General features: G+C 35.9%; 22 protein-coding genes and 3 tRNA genes. 5 read left to right on the forward strand and 20 right to left on the reverse strand.

Annotated elements, in window-relative coordinates:
* Positions 1 to 24: 24 nt before the first annotated feature.
* Both HN643_01970 and HN643_01975 read right to left on the reverse strand, forming a co-directional pair.
* Complete coding sequence (locus tag HN643_01970) at positions 25 to 642, reverse strand: deoxynucleoside kinase (protein ID MBT7500414.1); 618 nt, start codon at positions 640 to 642, stop codon at positions 25 to 27.
* A gap of 74 nt (positions 643 to 716) precedes the next feature.
* Positions 717 to 1,487: a hypothetical protein gene (locus HN643_01975; protein MBT7500415.1), complete on the reverse strand. Its 771-nt coding sequence runs from the start codon at positions 1,485 to 1,487 to the stop codon at positions 717 to 719.
* Between the two features lie 194 nt (positions 1,488 to 1,681).
* Here HN643_01975 and HN643_01980 point away from each other — a divergent pair, with 194 nt between their 5' ends.
* Positions 1,682 to 2,011 (forward strand): hypothetical protein, encoded by a 330-nt coding sequence (locus HN643_01980; GenBank protein MBT7500416.1) that lies wholly within the window; start codon positions 1,682 to 1,684, stop codon positions 2,009 to 2,011.
* A 98-nt stretch (positions 2,012 to 2,109) separates the two neighbouring features.
* Positions 2,110 to 4,161, forward strand: a complete 2,052-nt coding sequence (locus HN643_01985) for a hypothetical protein (protein MBT7500417.1) — start codon at positions 2,110 to 2,112, stop codon at positions 4,159 to 4,161.
* A gap of 81 nt (positions 4,162 to 4,242) precedes the next feature.
* Here the strand turns inward: HN643_01985 and HN643_01990 are convergent.
* The 6 genes from HN643_01990 to nusB form a co-directional block, all read right to left on the reverse strand.
* Positions 4,243 to 4,318: transfer RNA gene (locus HN643_01990), tRNA-Lys, on the reverse strand.
* A gap of 121 nt (positions 4,319 to 4,439) precedes the next feature.
* The gene (locus HN643_01995; protein ID MBT7500418.1) at positions 4,440 to 4,703 is read right to left on the reverse strand and encodes a GIY-YIG nuclease family protein; all 264 of its coding nucleotides are present in this window, start codon (positions 4,701 to 4,703) and stop codon (positions 4,440 to 4,442) included.
* 93 nt (positions 4,704 to 4,796) lie between these two features.
* Positions 4,797 to 4,872, reverse strand: a tRNA-Arg gene (locus HN643_02000).
* An 87-nt stretch (positions 4,873 to 4,959) separates the two neighbouring features.
* Positions 4,960 to 5,036: transfer RNA gene (locus HN643_02005), tRNA-Ala, on the reverse strand.
* Positions 5,037 to 5,194: 158 nt separating this feature from the next.
* Complete coding sequence (gene rnc, locus HN643_02010) at positions 5,195 to 5,887, reverse strand: ribonuclease III (GenBank protein MBT7500419.1); 693 nt, start codon at positions 5,885 to 5,887, stop codon at positions 5,195 to 5,197.
* Positions 5,888 to 5,966: 79 nt separating this feature from the next.
* Positions 5,967 to 6,464, reverse strand: a complete 498-nt coding sequence (nusB, locus tag HN643_02015; GenBank protein ID MBT7500420.1) for a transcription antitermination factor NusB — start codon at positions 6,462 to 6,464, stop codon at positions 5,967 to 5,969.
* Between the two features lie 210 nt (positions 6,465 to 6,674).
* Here nusB and HN643_02020 point away from each other — a divergent pair, with 210 nt between their 5' ends.
* Entirely contained in the window at positions 6,675 to 8,045 is a 1,371-nt protein-coding gene (locus HN643_02020) for a M23 family metallopeptidase (protein ID MBT7500421.1), read from the forward strand.
* Between the two features lie 89 nt (positions 8,046 to 8,134).
* Here HN643_02020 and HN643_02025 read toward each other — a convergent pair whose 3' ends face one another.
* Together HN643_02025 and HN643_02030 are read right to left on the reverse strand one after the other, a co-directional pair.
* Positions 8,135 to 8,392 (reverse strand): hypothetical protein, encoded by a 258-nt coding sequence (locus HN643_02025; protein MBT7500422.1) that lies wholly within the window; start codon positions 8,390 to 8,392, stop codon positions 8,135 to 8,137.
* Between the two features lie 48 nt (positions 8,393 to 8,440).
* The gene (locus HN643_02030; protein ID MBT7500423.1) at positions 8,441 to 9,958 is read right to left on the reverse strand and encodes a YifB family Mg chelatase-like AAA ATPase; all 1,518 of its coding nucleotides are present in this window, start codon (positions 9,956 to 9,958) and stop codon (positions 8,441 to 8,443) included.
* Positions 9,959 to 10,192: 234 nt separating this feature from the next.
* Between HN643_02030 and HN643_02035 the strand changes: the two genes are divergently transcribed.
* The gene (locus tag HN643_02035; GenBank protein ID MBT7500424.1) at positions 10,193 to 10,483 is read left to right on the forward strand and encodes a PspC domain-containing protein; all 291 of its coding nucleotides are present in this window, start codon (positions 10,193 to 10,195) and stop codon (positions 10,481 to 10,483) included.
* Positions 10,484 to 10,534: 51 nt separating this feature from the next.
* On the opposite strand, the gene HN643_02040 is transcribed toward HN643_02035, so the two are convergent.
* The 3 genes from HN643_02040 to HN643_02050 are packed head-to-tail and all read right to left on the reverse strand — an operon-like array spanning position 10,535 to position 11,901.
* Positions 10,535 to 11,074 (reverse strand): glutaredoxin, encoded by a 540-nt coding sequence (locus HN643_02040; GenBank protein MBT7500425.1) that lies wholly within the window; start codon positions 11,072 to 11,074, stop codon positions 10,535 to 10,537.
* Positions 11,064 to 11,531, reverse strand: a complete 468-nt coding sequence (gene lspA, locus HN643_02045) for a signal peptidase II (protein ID MBT7500426.1) — start codon at positions 11,529 to 11,531, stop codon at positions 11,064 to 11,066. The genes HN643_02040 and lspA overlap by 11 nt, the downstream gene beginning before the upstream one ends.
* Position 11,532: 1 nt before the next feature.
* Positions 11,533 to 11,901, reverse strand: a complete 369-nt coding sequence (locus HN643_02050) for a TraR/DksA family transcriptional regulator (GenBank protein MBT7500427.1) — start codon at positions 11,899 to 11,901, stop codon at positions 11,533 to 11,535.
* 483 nt (positions 11,902 to 12,384) lie between these two features.
* Here HN643_02050 and HN643_02055 point away from each other — a divergent pair, with 483 nt between their 5' ends.
* Positions 12,385 to 13,113 (forward strand): hypothetical protein, encoded by a 729-nt coding sequence (locus HN643_02055; GenBank protein ID MBT7500428.1) that lies wholly within the window; start codon positions 12,385 to 12,387, stop codon positions 13,111 to 13,113.
* Between the two features lie 82 nt (positions 13,114 to 13,195).
* On the opposite strand, the gene HN643_02060 is transcribed toward HN643_02055, so the two are convergent.
* From HN643_02060 to HN643_02090, 7 genes are all read right to left on the reverse strand, one after another.
* Positions 13,196 to 13,570, reverse strand: coding sequence for a desulfoferrodoxin (locus tag HN643_02060; GenBank protein ID MBT7500429.1), 375 nt, complete (start codon positions 13,568 to 13,570; stop codon positions 13,196 to 13,198).
* 86 nt (positions 13,571 to 13,656) lie between these two features.
* Positions 13,657 to 14,226, reverse strand: coding sequence for a rubrerythrin family protein (locus tag HN643_02065; GenBank protein MBT7500430.1), 570 nt, complete (start codon positions 14,224 to 14,226; stop codon positions 13,657 to 13,659).
* A 39-nt stretch (positions 14,227 to 14,265) separates the two neighbouring features.
* Positions 14,266 to 14,634 (reverse strand): hypothetical protein, encoded by a 369-nt coding sequence (locus HN643_02070; GenBank protein ID MBT7500431.1) that lies wholly within the window; start codon positions 14,632 to 14,634, stop codon positions 14,266 to 14,268.
* 18 nt (positions 14,635 to 14,652) lie between these two features.
* A complete protein-coding gene (locus tag HN643_02075; protein MBT7500432.1) occupies positions 14,653 to 15,636 on the reverse strand; it encodes a hypothetical protein in 984 nt (327 codons plus the stop codon).
* 159 nt (positions 15,637 to 15,795) lie between these two features.
* Positions 15,796 to 16,449, reverse strand: a complete 654-nt coding sequence (locus tag HN643_02080) for a class I SAM-dependent methyltransferase (protein MBT7500433.1) — start codon at positions 16,447 to 16,449, stop codon at positions 15,796 to 15,798.
* A 665-nt stretch (positions 16,450 to 17,114) separates the two neighbouring features.
* Entirely contained in the window at positions 17,115 to 18,365 is a 1,251-nt protein-coding gene (locus HN643_02085; GenBank protein MBT7500434.1) for a hypothetical protein, read from the reverse strand.
* A 72-nt stretch (positions 18,366 to 18,437) separates the two neighbouring features.
* A complete protein-coding gene (locus tag HN643_02090) occupies positions 18,438 to 19,697 on the reverse strand; it encodes a 4Fe-4S binding protein (protein MBT7500435.1) in 1,260 nt (419 codons plus the stop codon).
* Between the last annotated feature and the right edge of the window lie 107 nt (positions 19,698 to 19,804).

Below are 19,804 nucleotides of genomic sequence, written 5' to 3' on the forward strand. Positions count from 1 at the left end.
GCTATATATAAACTTAGAATATTATTACTCAGTTGTCAATACTGTCTGAATCTGATTTGCTAATGCTAAAAAGTCTTGATCACTATACTTAAATTCATTATTGTCACCATCAGCAATTAAAATTGGGCAAATATCAAAATTTTCGATCCATTTTTCGTAAAGTTTGTTTAAATTAGAAATATAATCACTATTCATATGAAATTCCACATTTCGGTTTCTTTTATTAATGTTTTTTAGACAGCGTTCTGTGGAAGATTTCACATAAACGACTAGCGTTGGCGGAGTTATTGTTTTTTTAATAGCTTGATAAAGATTATTGTAATTTTGCCAATCGGTTTCATTCAAGTGACCACTCAAATAAAGATTTTTAACAAAAATTTCAGCACCTTCATAAATACAACGATCTTGAATAGTGGAATTTTTGTTATTTAATATATTAATATGATCTTCTAATCTTCTACCAAGAAAAAAAGTTTCACATTTAAATGCCCACTTGGTCATGTCATTATAATAATCTTGTAAGTATGGATTTTCCTGAAAAGGCTCTTGATATAGTTCCCAATCAAAATGTTGAGCTAGTTTTTTAGAAACTGCAGTTTTGCCGGCGCCAATGTTCCCTACGATTGCAATAAAGTGTTTCATAATATTGTCTATAGTTTAACATGTTTTCGTCGTAATAAAAAATTACATTACTAAAGTCGATTTTGTGAAAATAGCTATCCCTTGATTGATTTAGATTGATTCCAAATAACCTTGAATTGAGCTTTCATCAGTTCAGCTAGTTCATGACTTTCTACCAAAAATCCAAAGTGATCTTTAGTTAAGGAAATAAATCGAACGGTATCTTTGTAAACTGCATAGCCAAATTTAAAATCCATTTCCTTCGGGGCAATTTTGACTTCACGTAAGTAATTTTCTCCCACATTAAGAAATTCGTACTGCTGAGCATCTTTTATTTCTGATTCTGGACGTAAAACTTCAACTTTTATATTGCGAGCAATTCGTTCTTTATGATACTTTTCCATAAATTCAATTTCAAACATTTCTATTACTTCTTTATCTGGCCAGTAAATTTGGACTGAGATGTCTCGGTATAAAAGAACATCTTTAATCATTTGTTGCATTTCTCTTTGACCTTCAAACATTAGCAAAGAAGGTTTTTTTTGTTTACCTTTTTCTTGGTAGCTTTTTTTAAATTCAGTTAAATTTGATTGTGCCAATTCAAGCTGCTCTTTTTTTTCTTGCAAAAGGAGTTCAACTTTTTCTGGGGGCTCAACAGCAAACATTTTTACACCTAAATGTCTGGTTTCGTTGATTAAGCCAGTTTCAATCAGCTTTTTTAATAAGTCATAAACGGCCGTTCGACTAAATTTGGCTTTATTGGCCAATTGACTGGCACTAAGAGTTCCGCCATGGAGAAGTGTTTCGTACAGATGAAGTTCAACATCACGCAGATTAAAGAGAGAGAAAAGTTGTTTTAATTTCATATTTTTTAATTTAATTATGAATATTTGACGTAGGGACTGGATATTATTCAGTCCTTAACATAATAATTTTACATGAAATGTAAACATTTGTCAAATATTCACGACAGTATTAACAGGCGAGATAACTAGGCGTACAATGAAATTACAATCGAAAAGATTGAACATTAACAATCAAAAATATTGAGGAGATAATCATGAGTGATAATAATATCATTGAATTCCCTAGTCAAGAAGAGGAAGCGCCGTTTGCGGTTTGTACAGATTGTAAGCATTTTCAGAATGCCGAGTTTCATTCACCAAGAAGAGATTGTTGGTACAATCATTTTTGTCTGGTACAGGATTTGCCTACCGCCAGAGATCCGTATGATGGTAAAGTTAAGTCATATAAAGTTGGATTTGGTGGGCAGAAAGTATTTTCATATCAGCAACATCCAAATTGTCATGACGTAAATAATGATGGGCGTTGCGAATATTTTGAATCACGTCAAAACTTTTGGCGATGGTTGTACGCTGATGCTGAGTAGGGAGGGTTTTATGAAGGAATTTATATTGCTAGTTCTCGGCTTGTTGTTTTGCTATGGATGCATGTATAAAATTTGAACTTTGCTGAAAGGAGAAGGTTATGTTATCTATTGGAATGATTTTTTTAATCGTAGTGAGTGTTTTTCTTTTGATGGTTGCATTTGTTGTTTTTCGTTCGGTGCACTTTATTGAGCCAAATGAAATTGGATTGGTGACTAAAAACTTTAGTTTGACCGGTCGTAAAACCGAGGATGATTGTCCGGTAGCTTTTCTCGGTGAGGCTGGTTTTCAAGCGAAACTACTGATGCCAGGTTGGCGATTTAAGTTCTGGCCGGTATTTACAGTTGAAAAGCATCCTTGGGTGCAGGTTCCAGCTGGTGAAGTTGGTGTAGTTATTTCTCAAGTGGGAAAACCTTTGCCTCTCGATGCAAAATCAGGTATTTACAAAGAGGTATTTGGTAACTTTAGTAATTTGAAAGGGTTTGTTGAAAATGGTGGTGAAAAAGGTGTTCAGCGTCCCGTACTCCCGCCAGGTACTTTGGCCCCGGTTCATCCGTTAGGATTTCTAGTTCTTACTAAGTGTCGTGTTTACGGTGTTCCAGTTGATACAGCAATGCAAAATAAAAAGAACCTTAAGGTTGAGGATTTTGGACTGGAGCCGGATCAGTTGAACGTTGTGCTTATTCGGCCGAAAAAAATTGAGGTTGGTCCTCGTAATGAAATGGATCATCACAATCATATTGAACAGAACCGAAAAGTAGTTGATATGGTTGGCGTTATTACCACTTATGAAGGAAAACCACTGTCCGCTGGTGACATTGCTGGTCGGATTGGTGATTTTTCTGAGATTGATTATAGTGATGCAGAATTGGATGATAAAGAAATTATTGAGAAGGTTCTGGGTACGCAGAATGAGCAACATGATAACTATCAAAATTTCCAAAAGTTTTTAGATCTTGGTGGTAGAATTGGTCTTCAGCATGATCCAATTCTGTACGGTGCGTACAACTTTAATCCGTTCTTGATTAGTGTAGAAAGGGTTCCCATGTTGGTTGTTCAGCAGGGTGAAGTTGCTGTTATCAAAGCTTATGTTGGTCGCCCCAGCAAGGATATTTCTGGTCATGAGTTCAAGTTTGGATCTTTGGTACGTCCAGGCTGTCAGGGTATTTGGAGTTATCCGCTTCGGACAGGTAAGTATCCGATCAATCCACGTTGCTATGAAGCTGAGGTTGTGAAGACTTACATTCTTACTTTGAACTGGGCTAATGCTACTTCTGATGCTCATGATCTTGATTCTAGGTTGTGTCAGATTGAAGCCAAGAGTCGTGAAGGATTTATATTTAAACTGGATCTGCAAGTTCAGATTCATGTGCCTGACACCAAGGCTCCGAAAGTTATTTCAATTGTGGGAACGATTCAGAATTTGGTTAATGAAGTTTTGCAGGCGGCCGTGGGTAACCATTTTCGTGATAAATTGCAAAGTATTCCAGCGATTAAGTTCATTGAGACTCGTCAGCAAGTGCAGGAAGAAGCTTTTGAACATATCAAAACGCAACTTGCTCAATATGAAATTGAAACTAAGGGAGTGTTTATTCAGGACGTGGTATTACCCGCTGATATGGTTAAAGTTTTGACTCAGCGTGAGATTGCTCATCAGGAAATTGAGACGTTCAAAAAGCAAACCGAAGCTCAGGTCCAGAGAATTGAAACTGAGCGACAGCGAGGAATTGCTGATCAGCAGGCTGAACTGGCTCGTTCCAAAGTTAGTATTAACATTAAGGAGAATGAAGCCAGCGCTAGAAAGAAGCAGGCCGATGGTGAGGCGACGTTCATTAGTGAGGTTGGTGCAGCTGAAGCTTCAAAGACCAGAGATATTGGTCTAGCGAAGGGTGAGTCTTATCAGAAGCAGGTTGAGGCTTTGGGGCAGATGGAAACTGCTATGGTTAATGCAGTTCAGGCTTTGGCTGAAGCTGGAACTAAGATTGTACCTGATACCTTGGTTGTTTCAGGTGGAGGTTCTAGCGGCAGTTTTGAGGGACTAGCAGCTACGTTAATGAAGTATGTTGGTAGTTTAAAAACACAACCGAGTGGAGGTTCGATTGTGGCTCCGAAAAAGGAAAAGAAGACTACTTCGCGGAAAAAGGCCGCATAATTTAACACAAAGATCTCTGTGTAATAGCACAGAGATCTTTTCTATTTTAAACAAAAAAAATTGACTTACGTCAATTTCTTTTGGTGGGCGCAGGAGGACTCGAACCTCCGACCATTTGGTTAAGAGCCAAGTGCTCTACCAACTGAGCTATGCGCCCTGAAGTACATAGAAAAAGATACAAATTATTTATTGATATATTTTTCTATGACTTCAGGGTAAACCCTATTTTAAGTAAATTCTTTAATATATATTTTTATGACTTTAGAGTAATCTTTGTTTTAATTATTAGACTGAAGCGTTTTTCTTAGCATATGTTTTAAGGCTCTTTTTCCGGCTGTAGTTTTCAAATAGTTTTCTCTTCTAGTTGCATCTTGTTCATTAGTATAGGCTTCAAAATATATTAAATCAAGAGGAATCCTGGGTTTTGTTGATTGAACTAAGCCATTGTTATGTCTTCGTGTTCGTTCATGTGGATCATTAGGAGTAAAACCTGTATACAACAAGGAATCTTTTTGACTTTTTAGGACATATACAAAAAACATAGGAATGTTTAATAATGAAAAATCCTCATGGCAAACCATAATTAAGTTGATTATGGTTTACCATGAAGTCATGACGTAAGGTCATGTACTTCATGGTGCAGCTGGCAGGAGTCGAACCTGCAACCCCTTGGTCCGAAGCCAAGTGCTCTATCCATTGAGCTACAACTGCATAATATGTTTTTGTTTTTAAAAGAGCGGAGTAATCCTTTTGCTAAGGGAGTGGTTTACCATGTAGTCATGCGTGGCATGTACTACATGGTGGACCCGACTGGGGTCGAACCAGCGACCTCTTGCATGCCATGCAAGCGCTCTAACCAACTGAGCTACGGGCCCTCAAGGTGTACCGGATTTTAATTTGAGATCTTACCGATGGCTATCAGGACGTTCTGACCAACCCCGAAGGGGCCCCTTTGGGGCTGAGCTACGGGCCGAAAATGTTCAATAATTAAAAACTAGTATTATTTATTGGGCATTGTGTATTGGGTATTGTTTTAACCCCAACCCTTCTCTGTTAAGGCATTGCGAGCGGCATCTTCTTGCGCTTCCTGTTTACTTAATCCAGTCCCACTGGAGACTAATTCATTTTTCAAATATGCGCCAACTTCAAATGTTTTTGAATGGTCAGGTCCAGTTTCTGATAGTACTTTATAGTTCGGAGTAATACCAACTTTTTCTTGAGCAAGTTCTTGAAAATTACTTTTTGGGTCAAGGTACAATTTTTTGTCTAATATCTCAGGTAGTTTTGAAAGAATAAATCTTTCTATGAAAATTTTTGCCTGATCCCAACCTTGATCAAGATAAATCGCTCCGATTATAGATTCCATAGCATTCGCTAAAATATATTGTCGAGCTTTGCCAGTATCTTTTTGTTCACCTCGACTCAGAAACATGCAACTTTCAAAATCAATTTCATTGGCGATAGTGGATAGCATTTTACTATTGACCAAGCTAGCGCGCCAATTGGTTAGCTCTCCTTCTGGATTGGGATAATTATTATATAGGTTTTCAGTTACAACTAATTCCAAAACTGCATCACCTAAAAACTCTAATCTTTCGTTATGGTCCAACTCAAAACTTTTGTGTTCATTTAGATATGACCGGTGGACAAAAGCTTGTTTTAACAAGTCCTTGTTTTTGAACTTGGTTCCAATCTTTTTCTCGATTTTAGAAAGTTTTTTTTCCATATGTTTAAAAGAACAGAAAACAGTAATTAGAAAACATAAGTAAGTGTTTACTAATTACTGCTTTCTGTTAAAGCATAATTTATTTTTCAGGATCAGATTTTTTTATTTTCTTTGGGGCTTCTTTTTCGTCTGGTAATATTTCTTTGTCTTCTGTTTTATCCATTGGTCCGAGGTCATTATAAATTGAACCCAAGACTCCATTAACAAATTTTCCTGATGATTCACCGCCAAAAGCTTTTGCAGTTTCAATTGCTTCATTAATAGCTACTTTGGCAGGGATGTCTGGATCCATTACTAATTCATAAATACCAATACGTAAAATGTTACGATCAACATTAGTGATTTGGTCCAGTGGCCACTCGGGGGCGTATTTGGCAATATACCCATCAATGCTTTTTTGATTTCCAGTTACGCCTTTAATAATTTTGTCAGTAAATGAATGGTCGTTAAATTCTGGGGCAAAGGCTTTATAATTGTATTGGATAATTTCATCCAATAGTTTTTTTTCCTGGCCCTTAAAGTCCCATTCAAATAAAGTTTGAAGCGCGATTGTGCGCGCTAGGTGTCTATTAGACATACAAAGAACAAGTTTTATTTTTGATTTTATAATTAAATAATTAAATCTAACAATATCATACCTCATTCTACATTATTTTTCCATACAATGCAATAGTAATTATCACTATTTAGCTTATTTTTAGCAAAAAAAGTGACAAATGCCTATATTTATAAGTAAATAATTCATTGACTGAATAGAGAATATTTGCTATTTTGGAAAGGTCAATATATGCAAATAAAAAGAATTTTTATAAAAATATTAGCTGGATTTTTTAGAGGATTTGCTACTTTAAGCAGAAGTGTTTTTGCTAGGTGCAAATTTATAACTCGTTTTTTTGAAACGATCGGTAAGGGTGTTTTTAGGTATTTATTTTTTCCTGTTTACAGATTGTTTTATATTTTCAAATACAAAGTTCTAAATATATATGCACCAGCTCATAGCAAGGTGTATTATATTTTAAACAAGACTTATTTGGTTCATGTTGTAATTGTGGTAATTGGCCTTGCGGTAGTTGTTAACAGCATTAATGCTCAAGAATTAAGAGAAGGTAATTTTGGTGAAAGGACAATTATATATTCGGTTGTGACCAAAGAATTGATGGAAGAGCTAACAGAAGAAACTCAGATTGTCGAGACAAGTGATCAAGTTTTAAGTTATTTAGATAATACTGCATCTGTTGGCAGTTCTGGCGGTTCAGAATCAGATATTTTGGCGAGTGATCAGTTAGTTACAGAGTTTTCAACCATAACGGAAGGTGGTGCCGCAGTTGTTAAACCGAATATTATCGAACCAATAAAAATTGAAGATTTACCACAAGTAACAACGCCATCACGATCCAGAATAATAGAATACACCGTGTTGCCTGGAGAAACCGTTTCTGCAATTGCTGAAAAATTTAATATAAGCGTGGAGACTATTCTATGGCAAAATAATTTAGGGGTACGGAGTTTAATTAGACCAGGGGATGACTTGGAAATTTTACCAACAAGTGGAATCGCTCACAAGGTATCAAGGGGTGAAAATATTGGGTCAATTGCTAAAAAATATAATGTTGAGTCGGAAAAGATTGTTAGCTATAATAATTTATTTGATGTAAATGATATCAAGATTGGACAGTATCTCATTATTGCAGGTGGGAAGAAAATCTCACCTTATATTAGTAAGCCATCTTATGCAGGTTCTGTTCCATCAGTTTCGCCAATTAGTAAATTGTTTATTCCTCCGTCGCAGAACGTTGTCAGTTCTGGTATGCTTTGGCCAACATCAGTTCGTCGTATTTCCCAATATTATAGTTGGCGTCATACCGGATTGGATATTGCTGGCCCCAAGGGGACTCCACTTTATGCGTCAGAGTCTGGTAAGGTGACTTATTCTGGTTGGTCTAATGGTTATGGATATAATGTCATGATTGATCATGGAAATGGTACTAAAACTCGTTATGCTCATGCTAGTAAATTATATGTTAGCAAGGGAGATTCCGTAGTAAAGGGACAAACCATAGCAGCGATGGGATCTACTGGTTGGTCTACCGGTTCGCATATCCATTTTGAAGTAATTGTTAGTGGTGGGAAAAAGAACCCGTTGTCGTATGTTAAGTAGTTGAAAGTTTTAAAGTTAAAAGTTCATAAAGTACAATTCAAAAAATAAAAAAAAACGAGCAATGGTGCTCGTTTTTGGTTTGCATAATTTTAAAGGATTTCTAGCACATCATCTTTTTCCCAGGGTTCGATCGTTCCACCAACAGACTTGAAGAGTCTAACAAAACCACCTTTATCAAGTGTGATGGTGGTAAGATTGTTACTTGCTTTGGTAATGGTTCCAGTATCATTTTCACTGGCGAGTGATGGAATATCTGGTTCTTCGATTGCAAAAGAGGCTCTGTCAAAATAATCTTTTTTGAAACGAACTTTTGCCCCATTTTTAAAATCCTGATACTTTATTGTCATGAATCCTCCTCGTATATTTTGAGCAAATACAAAAACTTAGTTTTACTTTTAACTTAAAGAACGATATTGTAAAGCTTCAGCAATATGTTTGGAGCTTATTTTTTCAGCTTGTTCAAGGTCAGCAATAGTGCGACTGACTTTTAGGATGCGATGATAAGCTCTTGCCGATAAATGTAGTTGGTTCATAGCTGACCTTAGCAAATCAATGGAGGGTTGGTCAAGGGGGCAATATTTTTTTACATCTTGTGCACGCATTTCATTGTTATATTTTAAATCTGTTTGCATAAATCTTTGAGCCTGTATTTCCAAGGCTTTTTCTATCCGTTGGCGAATTGTGGCGGACGATTCATTTTGTGCAGTGCTTTGCATTTTTTCAAAATTGATTCTAGGGACTTCTATGTGTAGATCAATGCGATCTAAAATTGGACCGGAGATCTTTTTTTGATAATTTAGAATTTGATTTGTTGTACAGGTACAATTTTTTTCTGGGTCTGAAGCATAGCCACAGGGGCAAGGGTTTTGACTGGCAATTAACGTGAAGTTCGCTGGGAAACTTAAGGTTCCATGAGCTCGGGAAATAGAAACAGTTCCGTCCTCAAGTGGTTGTCGTAAATTTTCTAATACTTGCCGAGTAAATTCAGGAAATTCATCTAAAAATAGAATACCACGATGGGCCAGGCTGATTTCACCAGGACTTGGGATTCTGCCGCCGCCGACCAGGGCAACCCCTGAACTTGTGTGATGTGGAGATCTGAACGGTCGGCGGCGAATGATTGCTTTGTCTTTTGGCAATAATCCCGCCACTGAATATATCTTGGTAACTTCTATAATTTCTTCTTCGCTCATCGCTGGTAAAATTGAGGCCAGAGATCTGGCAAGCAGGGTTTTGCCTGAACCTGGAGGTCCACTCATCAAAACATTATGTGCTCCGGAGGCGGCAATTTCCAGAGCCCTTTTAGCTTGCTCTTGGCCATGGACAAAAGACATGTCTATTTCTGAAGGAGCTTCTATTTCTAGATTTATGTTTAACCTTGGTTTTACAGTGGTCAATGGTTTAGTTCCTTGTAAATGTAACACAACGTCGGACAATGATTCTACAGCATAAATATTTAAGCCGGAAATTAAGCTGGCTTCATCTGCATTATCTTTGGGAATGAATAAATTTTTTATACCTTTTTCCTTGGCAAAAATAGTAATTGGCAAAATTCCATTTGTCTGACGTACATTTCCGTTCAAGGCCAGCTCCCCCACAAAAATACTACTTTCGATTTGGCAAACAATTTGATTAGTGGCTATTAGAACTGACAGAGCAATGCCTAAATCGTAAGCTGGTCCTTCTTTGCGTAGATCTGCTGGTGCTAAATTGACAATTGTTTTGTAGCGTGGAGTTTTGAACCCACTATTTTTTATAGCTAAGCGGACCCTCTCCCTTGCTTCTTGAATAGCTGTGTCAGGTAATCCAACAATTACAAACTTAGTCTGATCAGTTCTTATTTGATCAGTTTCAATTTCAATTAATTCGCAGTTGAGGCCAGTATTGGCGCAGGAGTTTACTTTAGTAAACATAATATTAATAATTAACTAATGGATCAATTTCTAAATTCTAAATAAACTTAAAGGCTACAAGTTCAAAAAGCTAAAGTAAATTTTAACTATTTATAGATTTGTAGTTGCTTAGGGTTTAGGATTTGAGTAATTGATAATTGTGATGTTATAGTAGTTTACTAATTAAGCTTGACAAAGTCAAAATTTTTCATTAATATATTTTAATTGAACCGTAACTTTTTGGAGGAGGAAAACATGGCTAGAGTACCACTGAGCGAGATTGACAAAGCGAAAGAGAAGGCTGCAGAGTATGTGGGGCAAGTCAGGAAAAAACGTCTTAAGCGAATCACTAGCGATGGTTGGATTGCGGGAATTTGCGCTGGATTGGCTTATTTTCTAGGACTAAGAACCTGGATGGTTCGGTTGATTGTCGTTGGTTTGGCTTTAGCCTATGGAACCGGCGTAGTCGCCTATATTGTACTTTGGATTTTTATGCCTGAATGGAGTAGCACTCCTTCAGATTACGGAAAAGTCTCTGGGGATTGAATTAAAGTAATCAAAAAAGCTCCGCCATGCGGAGCTTATTATTTTATCTGATTATAGTATTTTAATAACAAGTATAAATCCAAAGAAGACAACGAGTATAATGGCCACGACCCAGCCAAGAAGCGATTTGCCAGTAGAAGTGACTGGTGGGTTGTTCTTGTTGTTGTAGTAATCTCTAGTTTCTAGTTCTTTTTTTACAAACTGTTCTGGGTTAACACAATCATTTACTGGCAAGGAACAAAAGTCAATATTATTGCGAACATCATTTTCTCGATAACCTAAAATTGCCCGCTCTCCAATAAAAGTTGTAGGAACTGTGGAAATGCCTACTTCGTAAACAGATGCAAATTCCTGAAATTTTGAAAAATATTCAGGATTTGATTTTAGATCAAACTCGTGAACTTTTATTTCTGGATACTCTTGTTTCAGGGTTTCCAATAGTGAAAGAATTTTAGCACAGTATGGACAACTTTTCTGTGTGAAAGTATAAACATCTATTGTTTTTTCAGTATCAGCGGCGATGGTTGTGGATAAGGGCAAAAAAACAATAAAGAAAAAAAGCAATAAAGAAAACACTATTTTATTTTGCATAATTTTTAGATTTAAATTGATTTAAGATAAATATTATACAGGCCACAACAATTAAGCAGTCTGCGAGATTGAAGGTCGGCCAAGTAAAATTATAAATGGTAATGGATAAATAATCAACCACTCCCCCTAAAAATATTCGGTCAATTAAATTTGAAACTGCTGCGTAAAACATTATTGATAAAAGAATTGAGTCAAAATATTGTTTTTGTTTTCTTGCTTGCATTAATAAACAACTAATTAAAACCAAGGCAACTAATATTAAAACAAAAACTAAAATTGTAGGTAGTGCAAAGCCAAAGGCAATATTTTGATTGAGCACATTTTCTATTTTAATCGTTGATCCTAATACAAAAATCCCTGAATCAGGGACTTTAGTTGACACTAGAAATTTAATTATCTGGTCAAAGCTAATAATGGCTATTCCGATTATTAAGCTACAAACTTTTATAGCGCGCATTTTATAGAGATTTTAATTTTGTTTTGCAAGAAATACAAGCTCCGGAAGTTGGTCTCGCCATAAGTCGTTTAAAGTTGATTTCGTTTTGACAATATTTGCAAGTTCCATAATCACCACCATTAACTCTGGCCAATGATTTATTTACATCACGCAGTGATTTTTCCAGAGTTTTTTCCAATGTTAAATTAAGTCCAAACTTCGCTACTTCTGAAGTGTTATCAGTCTCATCATCGCCAATATCTTCAAATTGAGTTTCGTAATCTTCTGGATTATTGGGGTTTTGTTTAGCAAATTTAGATAATTCCGATTCGAGATTAGCTTTCTGTTCAAGCAGGTTTTGTTTGATTTGTTCTAGTTCTTTTTTCTTCATATGATTTTAATTGATTTATAAAGGAAGTATAACTCATTTCCGAGCTAATTACAAGGGGTAATAAGGCTTTTTCATTATTGAATATAATTTATATTTTGTCAATCGCTTAATTCACTTGAATGATGTATTTGAGTATGATAAGCTAGATTCGTTAGGAGGTGGGCGTATGGTGAAGGACCAAGTGGAAGAGAAAATTTCGGAATTCAAAGAAGGTAGTGAGCTACTTTTCTTTGAGAAGTATGTGAGGCCACTAAGTCGAAGCGAGCAATATAGTTTAATTAAAGCACGCGCTGTACAAAATGCCCAAAAAAGATTCACAAGGTTTAGCTTCTGGAGAGTATTTAGCAGAAAGTCAAGATAAACTGCTCTGTCATATTAGAGCAGTTTTTTTATTTGGTGTTGACAGACATCAAATATTTAGTTAAGGTAAGCTATTGACCTAAGGCATTAGCCAAGGTTGGTAATTATGATAAGGAGGGAAAAATGATCATTACTGGTGAATATTGGATCCGAACTTTACGGGAAAATGAGTGTGAAATCCTAAATCAAAGTTTTGATGTCATGATGCTGGAAGAGGTTTTGGGCGAAATTGTAGCAGATCCTGAGCAAAAGAAATTGAGTGTGAGTAAAGTCTTTTCTGCAGTATATACTATGGTTGAGCGGAAAAAGTGTCGTTTTTTTTCTTTAACTAAATCCGGTACCATGGTTTTGAGCCCTGTTCAGCTCAATTATCAATCTGTTGCTTCTTATTTAGTTATGACAGATCACGATGCTGTTTTTTTGCAGCAGATTATGATCAGGGTTTTGCAGTTAGAAGAAGCAAAATGTAGGAACGGGCTGGACCTTCTTCAAAGGATGGTTGCTCGAATGCCTGATCTCCAAGAAGAAGGAAAGGAAGAGCCAGCGCAAGCAGAATCACAGACCGATTTGTCAGAAGGAGCGTTTGCTCTATTAGCTCAGTATGTTCGACCAATTGAAGAGTTGGAGCTTTCTCAGCGAACTTACAATTGTTTGAGGAATGGTAATATTCGTTACGTAGGCGATTTAGTTACTAAAAACGATAGGGATTTATTGAAAATCAAGAATTTAGGCCGGGGGAGTCTCGGGGAATGCAAAAATGTTTTGGTACCTTTGGGGCTTTCCTTGGAAACTGTGATGTCTGTTGAAGTGCAACAGGCGTTTGAAAAGGCACTTCAACCACCTTCAATATAAAAACCAAAACCGCCTCTCGACAAAGCTCGAGGCGGTTTTTTAATATGTGGAGTAAGCTTAATTTACTAATCAATTAGTTTGTTTATTTTTTCCAAAGTCCATGTAAATTGCAATACTCTCTCACTTCAAACTGCTCAGCTTGAATACAAAATTCAGCTTCAGGTTGATCACCTGGATTTAAGAATTGCCGGTAAGCTTTTCCGTCAGCTAAAACTTCAATCCATTCAATATAATGATCAGCTTCCATTGGGTGAGGAACTTCTCCGATTTTGACTTTTAAACCGGTGTCAGTTTTTTCAACAACTGGAACATGTTTTTCTTCAGCTGCGTCCTGGGTGTTTTCAAATTTTAATTCCATGTTCTGTCCGCAGCAAACTAGTACTCCCTGTGAGCCGTGAACCATGGCAACTATATTTCCGCAGACATTACATTTGTAGATAGCGTTTAATTGAGGCATATAAAAATGAGTACTGATTCCTACTGATATACTGATAATATAACTACTACGGTAATCAGTAAATCAGTACAGTCAGTAATCAGTTATTAATAATTTTCTGACTGAACTTGATAATAAGCTCGTGGATGGTCGCAACTTGGGCACATTTCTGGTGCTTCGTTGCCAGTGTGAGTGTAACCGCATTCACGGCAGATCCAAACAGTTTCATTTTGTTTTTTGTGTACCGTACCGGCTTCTACTTCAGCTAATAATTTTTTGTAACGTTCTTCGTGATGTTTTTCTGCGACGGCAATGGAACGAAAACGTTTGGCGATTTTATCCAAACCTTCTTCGTCTGCAGTTTTGGCAAATTCAGGATACATTTCAGTGTGTTCATGATTTTCACCAGCAATGGCAGCTTTCAGGTTTTCAATCGTTGTGCCATAAACCGTTGGCGCTCCAGTTTCAATGATGACTTCCGCCTGTTCGCCTTTGACTTCCTGAATATGTTCAAATAATCTTTTGGCATGAACCTTTTCTTGCTCTGCAGTTTCCATAAAAATGCCAGCTATTTGTTCAAGACCTTCTTTTTTAGCAACCTTGGCATAAAAAGAGTAGCGATTACGCGCTTGTGATTCACCAACAAAAGCCTTGGTGAGATTTTCAAGTGTTTTCATAAAGTATTCATTTATTATTTACTATTAATTATTGTTTTTTTACTCACACTCATGACACGGCCCTTCAAAGCTCATATTAATAGTTGAAACCCGGCCAAAAGATTTAACTTTTTGGTTTACGTGATCAGCAATCATGGCTACGGCACCGTCATCAAGAGTAATATCTTTAACTTTACCACATACAGTACAAATAAAATGAAAATGGCGATCAGTTCTGGTGTGATAATGTTTTTGATTATCAGAATCAATTACTACTTTTAATCTTTCCTGTTTTTCTAAGTCAGCGAGCTGATCTAAGAAAGCTTGTTTACTCAAATCAGGAGTTTCATTTTTAACTTTTTCAAAAAGTTCGTCTGCCGTGGGATGAGTTTCCGGTAATCGGAAGTATTTAAGAATTTGGTTTTTCATAGGGGACATAATTATAAATTATTTAATTGAAAGTCCATTTTGGAATTTATTTAAGAATGTTTCACTAACAGTAATCACTTGGCCCCAGTTCCAACCATTTTGGTTCATAGTTTCTAAATTTGGGACATGTCGCTTAGTTTTATTCTCCATTAAATATACTTTACCACTCTTAGCTGAACGAATCAAACTGCCAAATTCAAGTTTTAATTCCGCTACAGTTGGAGAATAGCCGCTGTCAACCTCTTCTTTATCTAAATAACCATCCTTGTCAGTGTCATTAGAAATTAAACTAGTTTTGTAAATCAGTTCGAGTGACTTTTTTAATCCGTCTTGATCTCCGTCAGTTGAACCTGAATCCTTGATTTGGGGATTGGTAAAAATAGCTACTGGTGCTCCATTTTTTGTTTGGCCGTTGGGCAGATAATCATGGATTGCTTCGATTAAAACAGAATAAGAATACGGATAGTTATTGCCATGGCTGGTTCCGGGCTCTTGTGTGATAAAAGTTTTTGAGTTTTCGTCATAGCCAGAAATTACTATCATGTGATAATTAGATCCACCATTCAAAAAGTTCGGATTTTTTAGTGCTTTTCCGTAGGTTGGTATAATTACTGGCCGTTGATTATCAATTTCGTTCTTTATTAATTCGACAGACGGATTATTTACCAACTTTGCTTCCCAGTTTAAATAATTGTTTATTAAAGTAACTACCTGTTCGGCGTTTTCGTCCTTGGATTTACCAAAATATTGCTCTTTAATATTTAAAATATTTTGTAATTGATTTTGAGCGTCTGTGGAGGATAATGTTTTATTATTATAAAAAGCATCGACCATCACGATAGAAGCTTCTTCGCAAGTGTTTTGCCAGGGTTCTGCCCAATTACCCAATGGTGCCTGAGTAGTGAACTTCATTTGAATCGTGTAAGCAATAATTGGCAGACTGGTGACAATTAAAAAAACAAGGCAAGCAATTAGTAGCTGTTTTAATTCGATTTTTCCCATATGGTTTATTATATCATAAATTCAAAAAGCTCTGATTTCGACAATCAGAGCTTTTTTATTTCCACCCCCTTCCGTGTCATTCCGGGCTTGACCCGGAATCTGTGAAGTTGAGGAGATCCCGGATCGTAGTCCGGGATGACTTTGGGGATAGTGGGGTATTTATTTTTTCAGAATAAAGAAATTGTGAGCAGAGTTGGGGTTTAGTTCCTTGATAAGTTTTAGTTTGTTTTTTTTGAACAGTTTAACTAAATCTTTTCGATCTCTACGGATTCTACGAATTCCTGGTTGATTATTTTTGGGTAGTAGCCAGTTTGGTAATCTATTTTTTAATTTATAACGCCAATTGGTTCGTCGAGTATCAAAGTGCAGGTAGGCAATTCCCTTTTTGTTTAAGCAATCGGCTATTTGTTGAATGGAGCTTTCAATAATGTGATAGTCTTTAATATGTTGAAAGGTTAAAATTGAATAAACTAGGTCGAATTTATGTTGATGCCAGTTTTCGGTAATTGAATAAGACTCAATGTTGTTTTTGTTTTGTTTAAGTGCCTGCTGGGCTAGTAGTTTTAGCATTTCTGAGGAAATATCAACACCAATAGCTTGTTCAAAGTTATTGGCCATTGGTAATAAAACACGACCTACACCACAACCAAATTCCAAAACAAATCTCTTTTGTTGTAGGTTACTGCCAACATATTCCATGATTAATGAAGATTGTTTTATTCCGTTTTGCCAAAACCTAGGCTCGCTACCCTTATAGTTGGTATCGATATAATAATAGGGATTAGTTTTGGCAAATGTATTCCAAATGGTCATATGACTTTAGAGGGTGAAATAAGGCGAAATAGGATAACATGGGTTAGGTTTTTGATTATTATAGTTTAGCTTGATTTATTTAAAATTGAAAGAACGGCAATGTATGAATTGCCGTTCTTGTGAGTCTAGCGCAAGAGTTCGCGCCCTAATGTAAGATTTTATGGCGGCTTGCGCTAAGAGTAGCGCCCCTTGTGTTGTGGCTTTGAAGATAGCTGATAGAAGATACTATCCTCGAAAAGCACAATACGCTTTGAGACGTTGGAGAAACATCTGTTAACCCTTCTTTGGAGAGAGCCTTTTACGGATCTCCTGTTTTAATTTTGTTTTTGTTTTTTTGGGTGGTAGTCCTAAGACTTTATGGGACGGATTTTGAAAAAGAAAAGTAGATAGATGTTGTAGAGTGAATTTCCCAAATTGTGGATTTGAGTTAAATTGTGGGGAAAGAGCGAATGAACATTTTGTAAGAATTGATACGTTGACCTTTCCTTACATTCATATTATATCATTATGAAAAAGCATGGTCAAGAGACACTGCCCATTTTCCTCTAATTAAAGCGCATTATACTAAAATTAAAGAAAAAACACACTTTTACTGTATAAAATATGTGTTCAGTGCTGTGGATAACTTTGTGGATTTCTCTGGGTTATCCACATGGTTGTATACACTAGTCTATACAAATAGTTGTTCGATTAAAGGATTTGTTCGCAACGGTTATTTGTTTCAGTTGGTTTAATGAAGGGAACTGTTTTGGATTAATCATGATATAGGATTTATTTCCAAACTTTGAACATTTTTTGAGTAGAGGCCCTATTTCAACTTGCTCTGATTGTGTTGGTTCTTCAATCCCATTTTGAAAAATGATGATTAGCTTATTATCATTGGCGTCAATTTTTAATTTAAATGGCTGATTTTGTTTGTTTATACGAAATGTCTGTGTAGTATCAATTTGTTCACTTTGTTCACTTTGTTCATCCTGCTCAAACTGCCAATAATTTGGATCAGCTATGAATTGAGTTGCAACAGACCAGTCTGGTAAAGTTTTGGTTACTTTACTTGGATAGATAAAGGCCAGGATTTGTGAAATTTGCTTTTGGAGCTCACTTAGGTCATTTTTTTGACTATCTATAGTGAGAACATTCATTCCGGGTTGGTTTTCTAGAACAAATGGACCAGAAATGTTTTTCAAGATATGAAACATAATGTTCTCTGGTTTGAATTCAGCGTTTTGGTCTAGGTTTTTAAGCTCAATGCCGTTAATTATAGAGATATAATCCTTTGGGACTGATAAGATAGGAACAATTTTATGATTTTTGGTGATTATATTGTCATTTACTGTCAACGTTACTAAGTTATTTTTATTTTTACCTTGAATTAAAAGTGGTTGATTTGTTTCAGCATCAAAAGTGAATGGAATGTTTAGCAAACTGAGTTTTTTGAGGTAGATGTAAAATGAATTAAAGTAAAATTTAGGTTTTATTTGATTGAACCACTCTGTTTTTTCTAAGTTTAGTTGATCAATGTTTAATTCAGGAATATATATATGTTTGTCTTGCTGTAAATAACGAACGTTTGATTGATTCAGATAGTCTGTTAAATCTTCGTTTTCCTTAGTTAAAGCAAAAATCTGACCATTAATAGTGAAGAAACTGATTTGTTTAGAGCTTTTAGTTAGAATGTTCTTCCAAGTATCAGAAGCCAGACCACTTCGGTCAGTTAACCAATTAAAAAAATAGTCCTTTTTAGCCGTTTCGAGGTTGTTAATGATTTGTGTTTGGGAATTAAAATAAATCTCCGCAGACTGTGGAGTAAATTTTACTAAGTAATCGTGATTTTGGCTAAATAAAAACAACCAGCAGCCAATGAAAATTAAAACTGCTAGAATGAATGTCCAAAATTTAAACCAAAAGTTACGCATATAAAGTTATTTTACCTTTTTTTTAATAAAAAATCCAATTAGAAAGATTATTAACTGGATTTTTGTATTGTTTTATTGTAGTTTTTCAAAAATCTTTAGTTTTCGAGCTTTTCGTAGAACTTTAAGAAATCGGGATTGCAGCTGTTCGTTGGCCAAAAGGAATTTAGCAGGACTCAGAGTAAAAATGACGCCAACTAAATTACGCAACATTTCATTTGTCCATAAACTGTAATTATCAAAGATATAATTTCGTAGTTTGCCTTTTTCAATAGCATTCAAAACACAACGTTCAAAAGTATCTTCAGGAACAAAAGCAGTTTTGTCTCTCCGTTTGATTTCAATTGCTTTAACGGCACAAAAGCGATGACAAACTCCACAACCCAGGCAAACCTTTTTGTCAACAATTGCTTTCTTGTTTTTTAATTTGATAGCATCAACGGGACATTTTTTTACGCAAATACCACAGCCAGTACATTGTTTAGAATTGATAATGGCCATAAAGCTACTACTTAGCTTGTCATAAAAACCTAGTTCTTTATAAGCTAGTATGGCCTCACAACAACAGCCACAACAATTACAAATCCAGCCAACCCCCTTTTGTGTATTGTCGCCAATTTGTACTAAACCGTGATCAATACATCTTTGCAGTATTTTATGAGCTTCGGGTTTAGAAATTTTTTTAGCAATGCCATGTTTAGTTAAAGTTTTGGCCGCACTATTAAATGTTAAACAAACATCTTGTGGTTGGTCGCAGGCTTTACCGACATGCTCCATTTTGTGTCGACAGTAGCAAGTTCCGACGGCACAAGCTGTAGAAGTTTTAATAACCTCGGTGGCTCTTTCATAGCTCAAAATTTCTGACTGTGGAGCTATGGATTTTTCATGTACAAAAGTTCGAGCCATTGCTGGGTTTTGGTTCATGGTTCGTGCCACAAAATCATCTTCTTCGTTGATGTATTGATAATAAAGTTCTGATAAGACTTTACGATTGAATTTTCCGTCTGTCCTCATTAAAGAAAATTCAAAAAATCCAGCCATAGTTGGTGCCATGACGTAACGTTGAACTTTTCCATCATCTAAGTCAAATAAAATACCTTTATCAGCCAAATCGTTCAAGGTTTTTTGAGTTTCAGCTTCAGAAGTTTTCCAACGCTTGGCCGCGGTTTTAACTGTAAACGGTTTAATCGGAAGGAGAGCTGTTTTTCCTGCTTCTTCTTCAGTAAATAATATTTTTAAAATGTTAAATAAAGCCTCAGATTCTGGCGCACCTTGAGCACTCATGTCTAGACGTTTTTGTAGTTGCAAATATTTTCTTGGTGTGATGTGACCCATAGTTGTTGGTAATTGGTAACTAGTAAATTGTAATTAGTAATTACTTCGGTATAACTCATAATCATACTCCATATTCCATAATACTTGATACTTAATCCACATAAACG

Source organism: Candidatus Falkowbacteria bacterium (genome assembly GCA_018674305.1).
Classification (GTDB): domain Bacteria; phylum Patescibacteriota; class Patescibacteriia; order UBA11705; family JABHMO01; genus JABMRF01.

Excerpts from the sequence above, each read along its gene's own strand:
- HN643_01970 (MBT7500414.1), bottom strand. The coding sequence starts at position 642 with ATGAAACACTTTATTGCAATCGTAGGGAACATTGGCGCCGGCAAAACT.
- HN643_01975 (MBT7500415.1), bottom strand. The coding sequence starts at position 1,487 with ATGAAATTAAAACAACTTTTCTCTCTCTTTAATCTGCGTGATGTTGAA.
- HN643_01980 (MBT7500416.1), top strand. The coding sequence starts at position 1,682 with ATGAGTGATAATAATATCATTGAATTCCCTAGTCAAGAAGAGGAAGCG.
- HN643_01985 (MBT7500417.1), top strand. The coding sequence starts at position 2,110 with ATGTTATCTATTGGAATGATTTTTTTAATCGTAGTGAGTGTTTTTCTT.
- HN643_01995 (MBT7500418.1), bottom strand. The coding sequence starts at position 4,703 with ATGTTTTTTGTATATGTCCTAAAAAGTCAAAAAGATTCCTTGTTGTAT.
- rnc (MBT7500419.1), bottom strand. The coding sequence starts at position 5,887 with ATGGAAAAAAAACTTTCTAAAATCGAGAAAAAGATTGGAACCAAGTTC.
- nusB (MBT7500420.1), bottom strand. The coding sequence starts at position 6,464 with ATGTCTAATAGACACCTAGCGCGCACAATCGCGCTTCAAACTTTATTT.
- HN643_02020 (MBT7500421.1), top strand. The coding sequence starts at position 6,675 with ATGCAAATAAAAAGAATTTTTATAAAAATATTAGCTGGATTTTTTAGA.
- HN643_02025 (MBT7500422.1), bottom strand. The coding sequence starts at position 8,392 with ATGACAATAAAGTATCAGGATTTTAAAAATGGGGCAAAAGTTCGTTTC.
- HN643_02030 (MBT7500423.1), bottom strand. The coding sequence starts at position 9,958 with ATGTTTACTAAAGTAAACTCCTGCGCCAATACTGGCCTCAACTGCGAA.
- HN643_02035 (MBT7500424.1), top strand. The coding sequence starts at position 10,193 with ATGGCTAGAGTACCACTGAGCGAGATTGACAAAGCGAAAGAGAAGGCT.
- HN643_02040 (MBT7500425.1), bottom strand. The coding sequence starts at position 11,074 with ATGCAAAATAAAATAGTGTTTTCTTTATTGCTTTTTTTCTTTATTGTT.
- lspA (MBT7500426.1), bottom strand. The coding sequence starts at position 11,531 with ATGCGCGCTATAAAAGTTTGTAGCTTAATAATCGGAATAGCCATTATT.
- HN643_02050 (MBT7500427.1), bottom strand. The coding sequence starts at position 11,901 with ATGAAGAAAAAAGAACTAGAACAAATCAAACAAAACCTGCTTGAACAG.
- HN643_02055 (MBT7500428.1), top strand. The coding sequence starts at position 12,385 with ATGATCATTACTGGTGAATATTGGATCCGAACTTTACGGGAAAATGAG.
- HN643_02060 (MBT7500429.1), bottom strand. The coding sequence starts at position 13,570 with ATGCCTCAATTAAACGCTATCTACAAATGTAATGTCTGCGGAAATATA.
- HN643_02065 (MBT7500430.1), bottom strand. The coding sequence starts at position 14,226 with ATGAAAACACTTGAAAATCTCACCAAGGCTTTTGTTGGTGAATCACAA.
- HN643_02070 (MBT7500431.1), bottom strand. The coding sequence starts at position 14,634 with ATGAAAAACCAAATTCTTAAATACTTCCGATTACCGGAAACTCATCCC.
- HN643_02075 (MBT7500432.1), bottom strand. The coding sequence starts at position 15,636 with ATGGGAAAAATCGAATTAAAACAGCTACTAATTGCTTGCCTTGTTTTT.
- HN643_02080 (MBT7500433.1), bottom strand. The coding sequence starts at position 16,449 with ATGACCATTTGGAATACATTTGCCAAAACTAATCCCTATTATTATATC.
- HN643_02085 (MBT7500434.1), bottom strand. The coding sequence starts at position 18,365 with ATGCGTAACTTTTGGTTTAAATTTTGGACATTCATTCTAGCAGTTTTA.
- HN643_02090 (MBT7500435.1), bottom strand. The coding sequence starts at position 19,697 with ATGGGTCACATCACACCAAGAAAATATTTGCAACTACAAAAACGTCTA.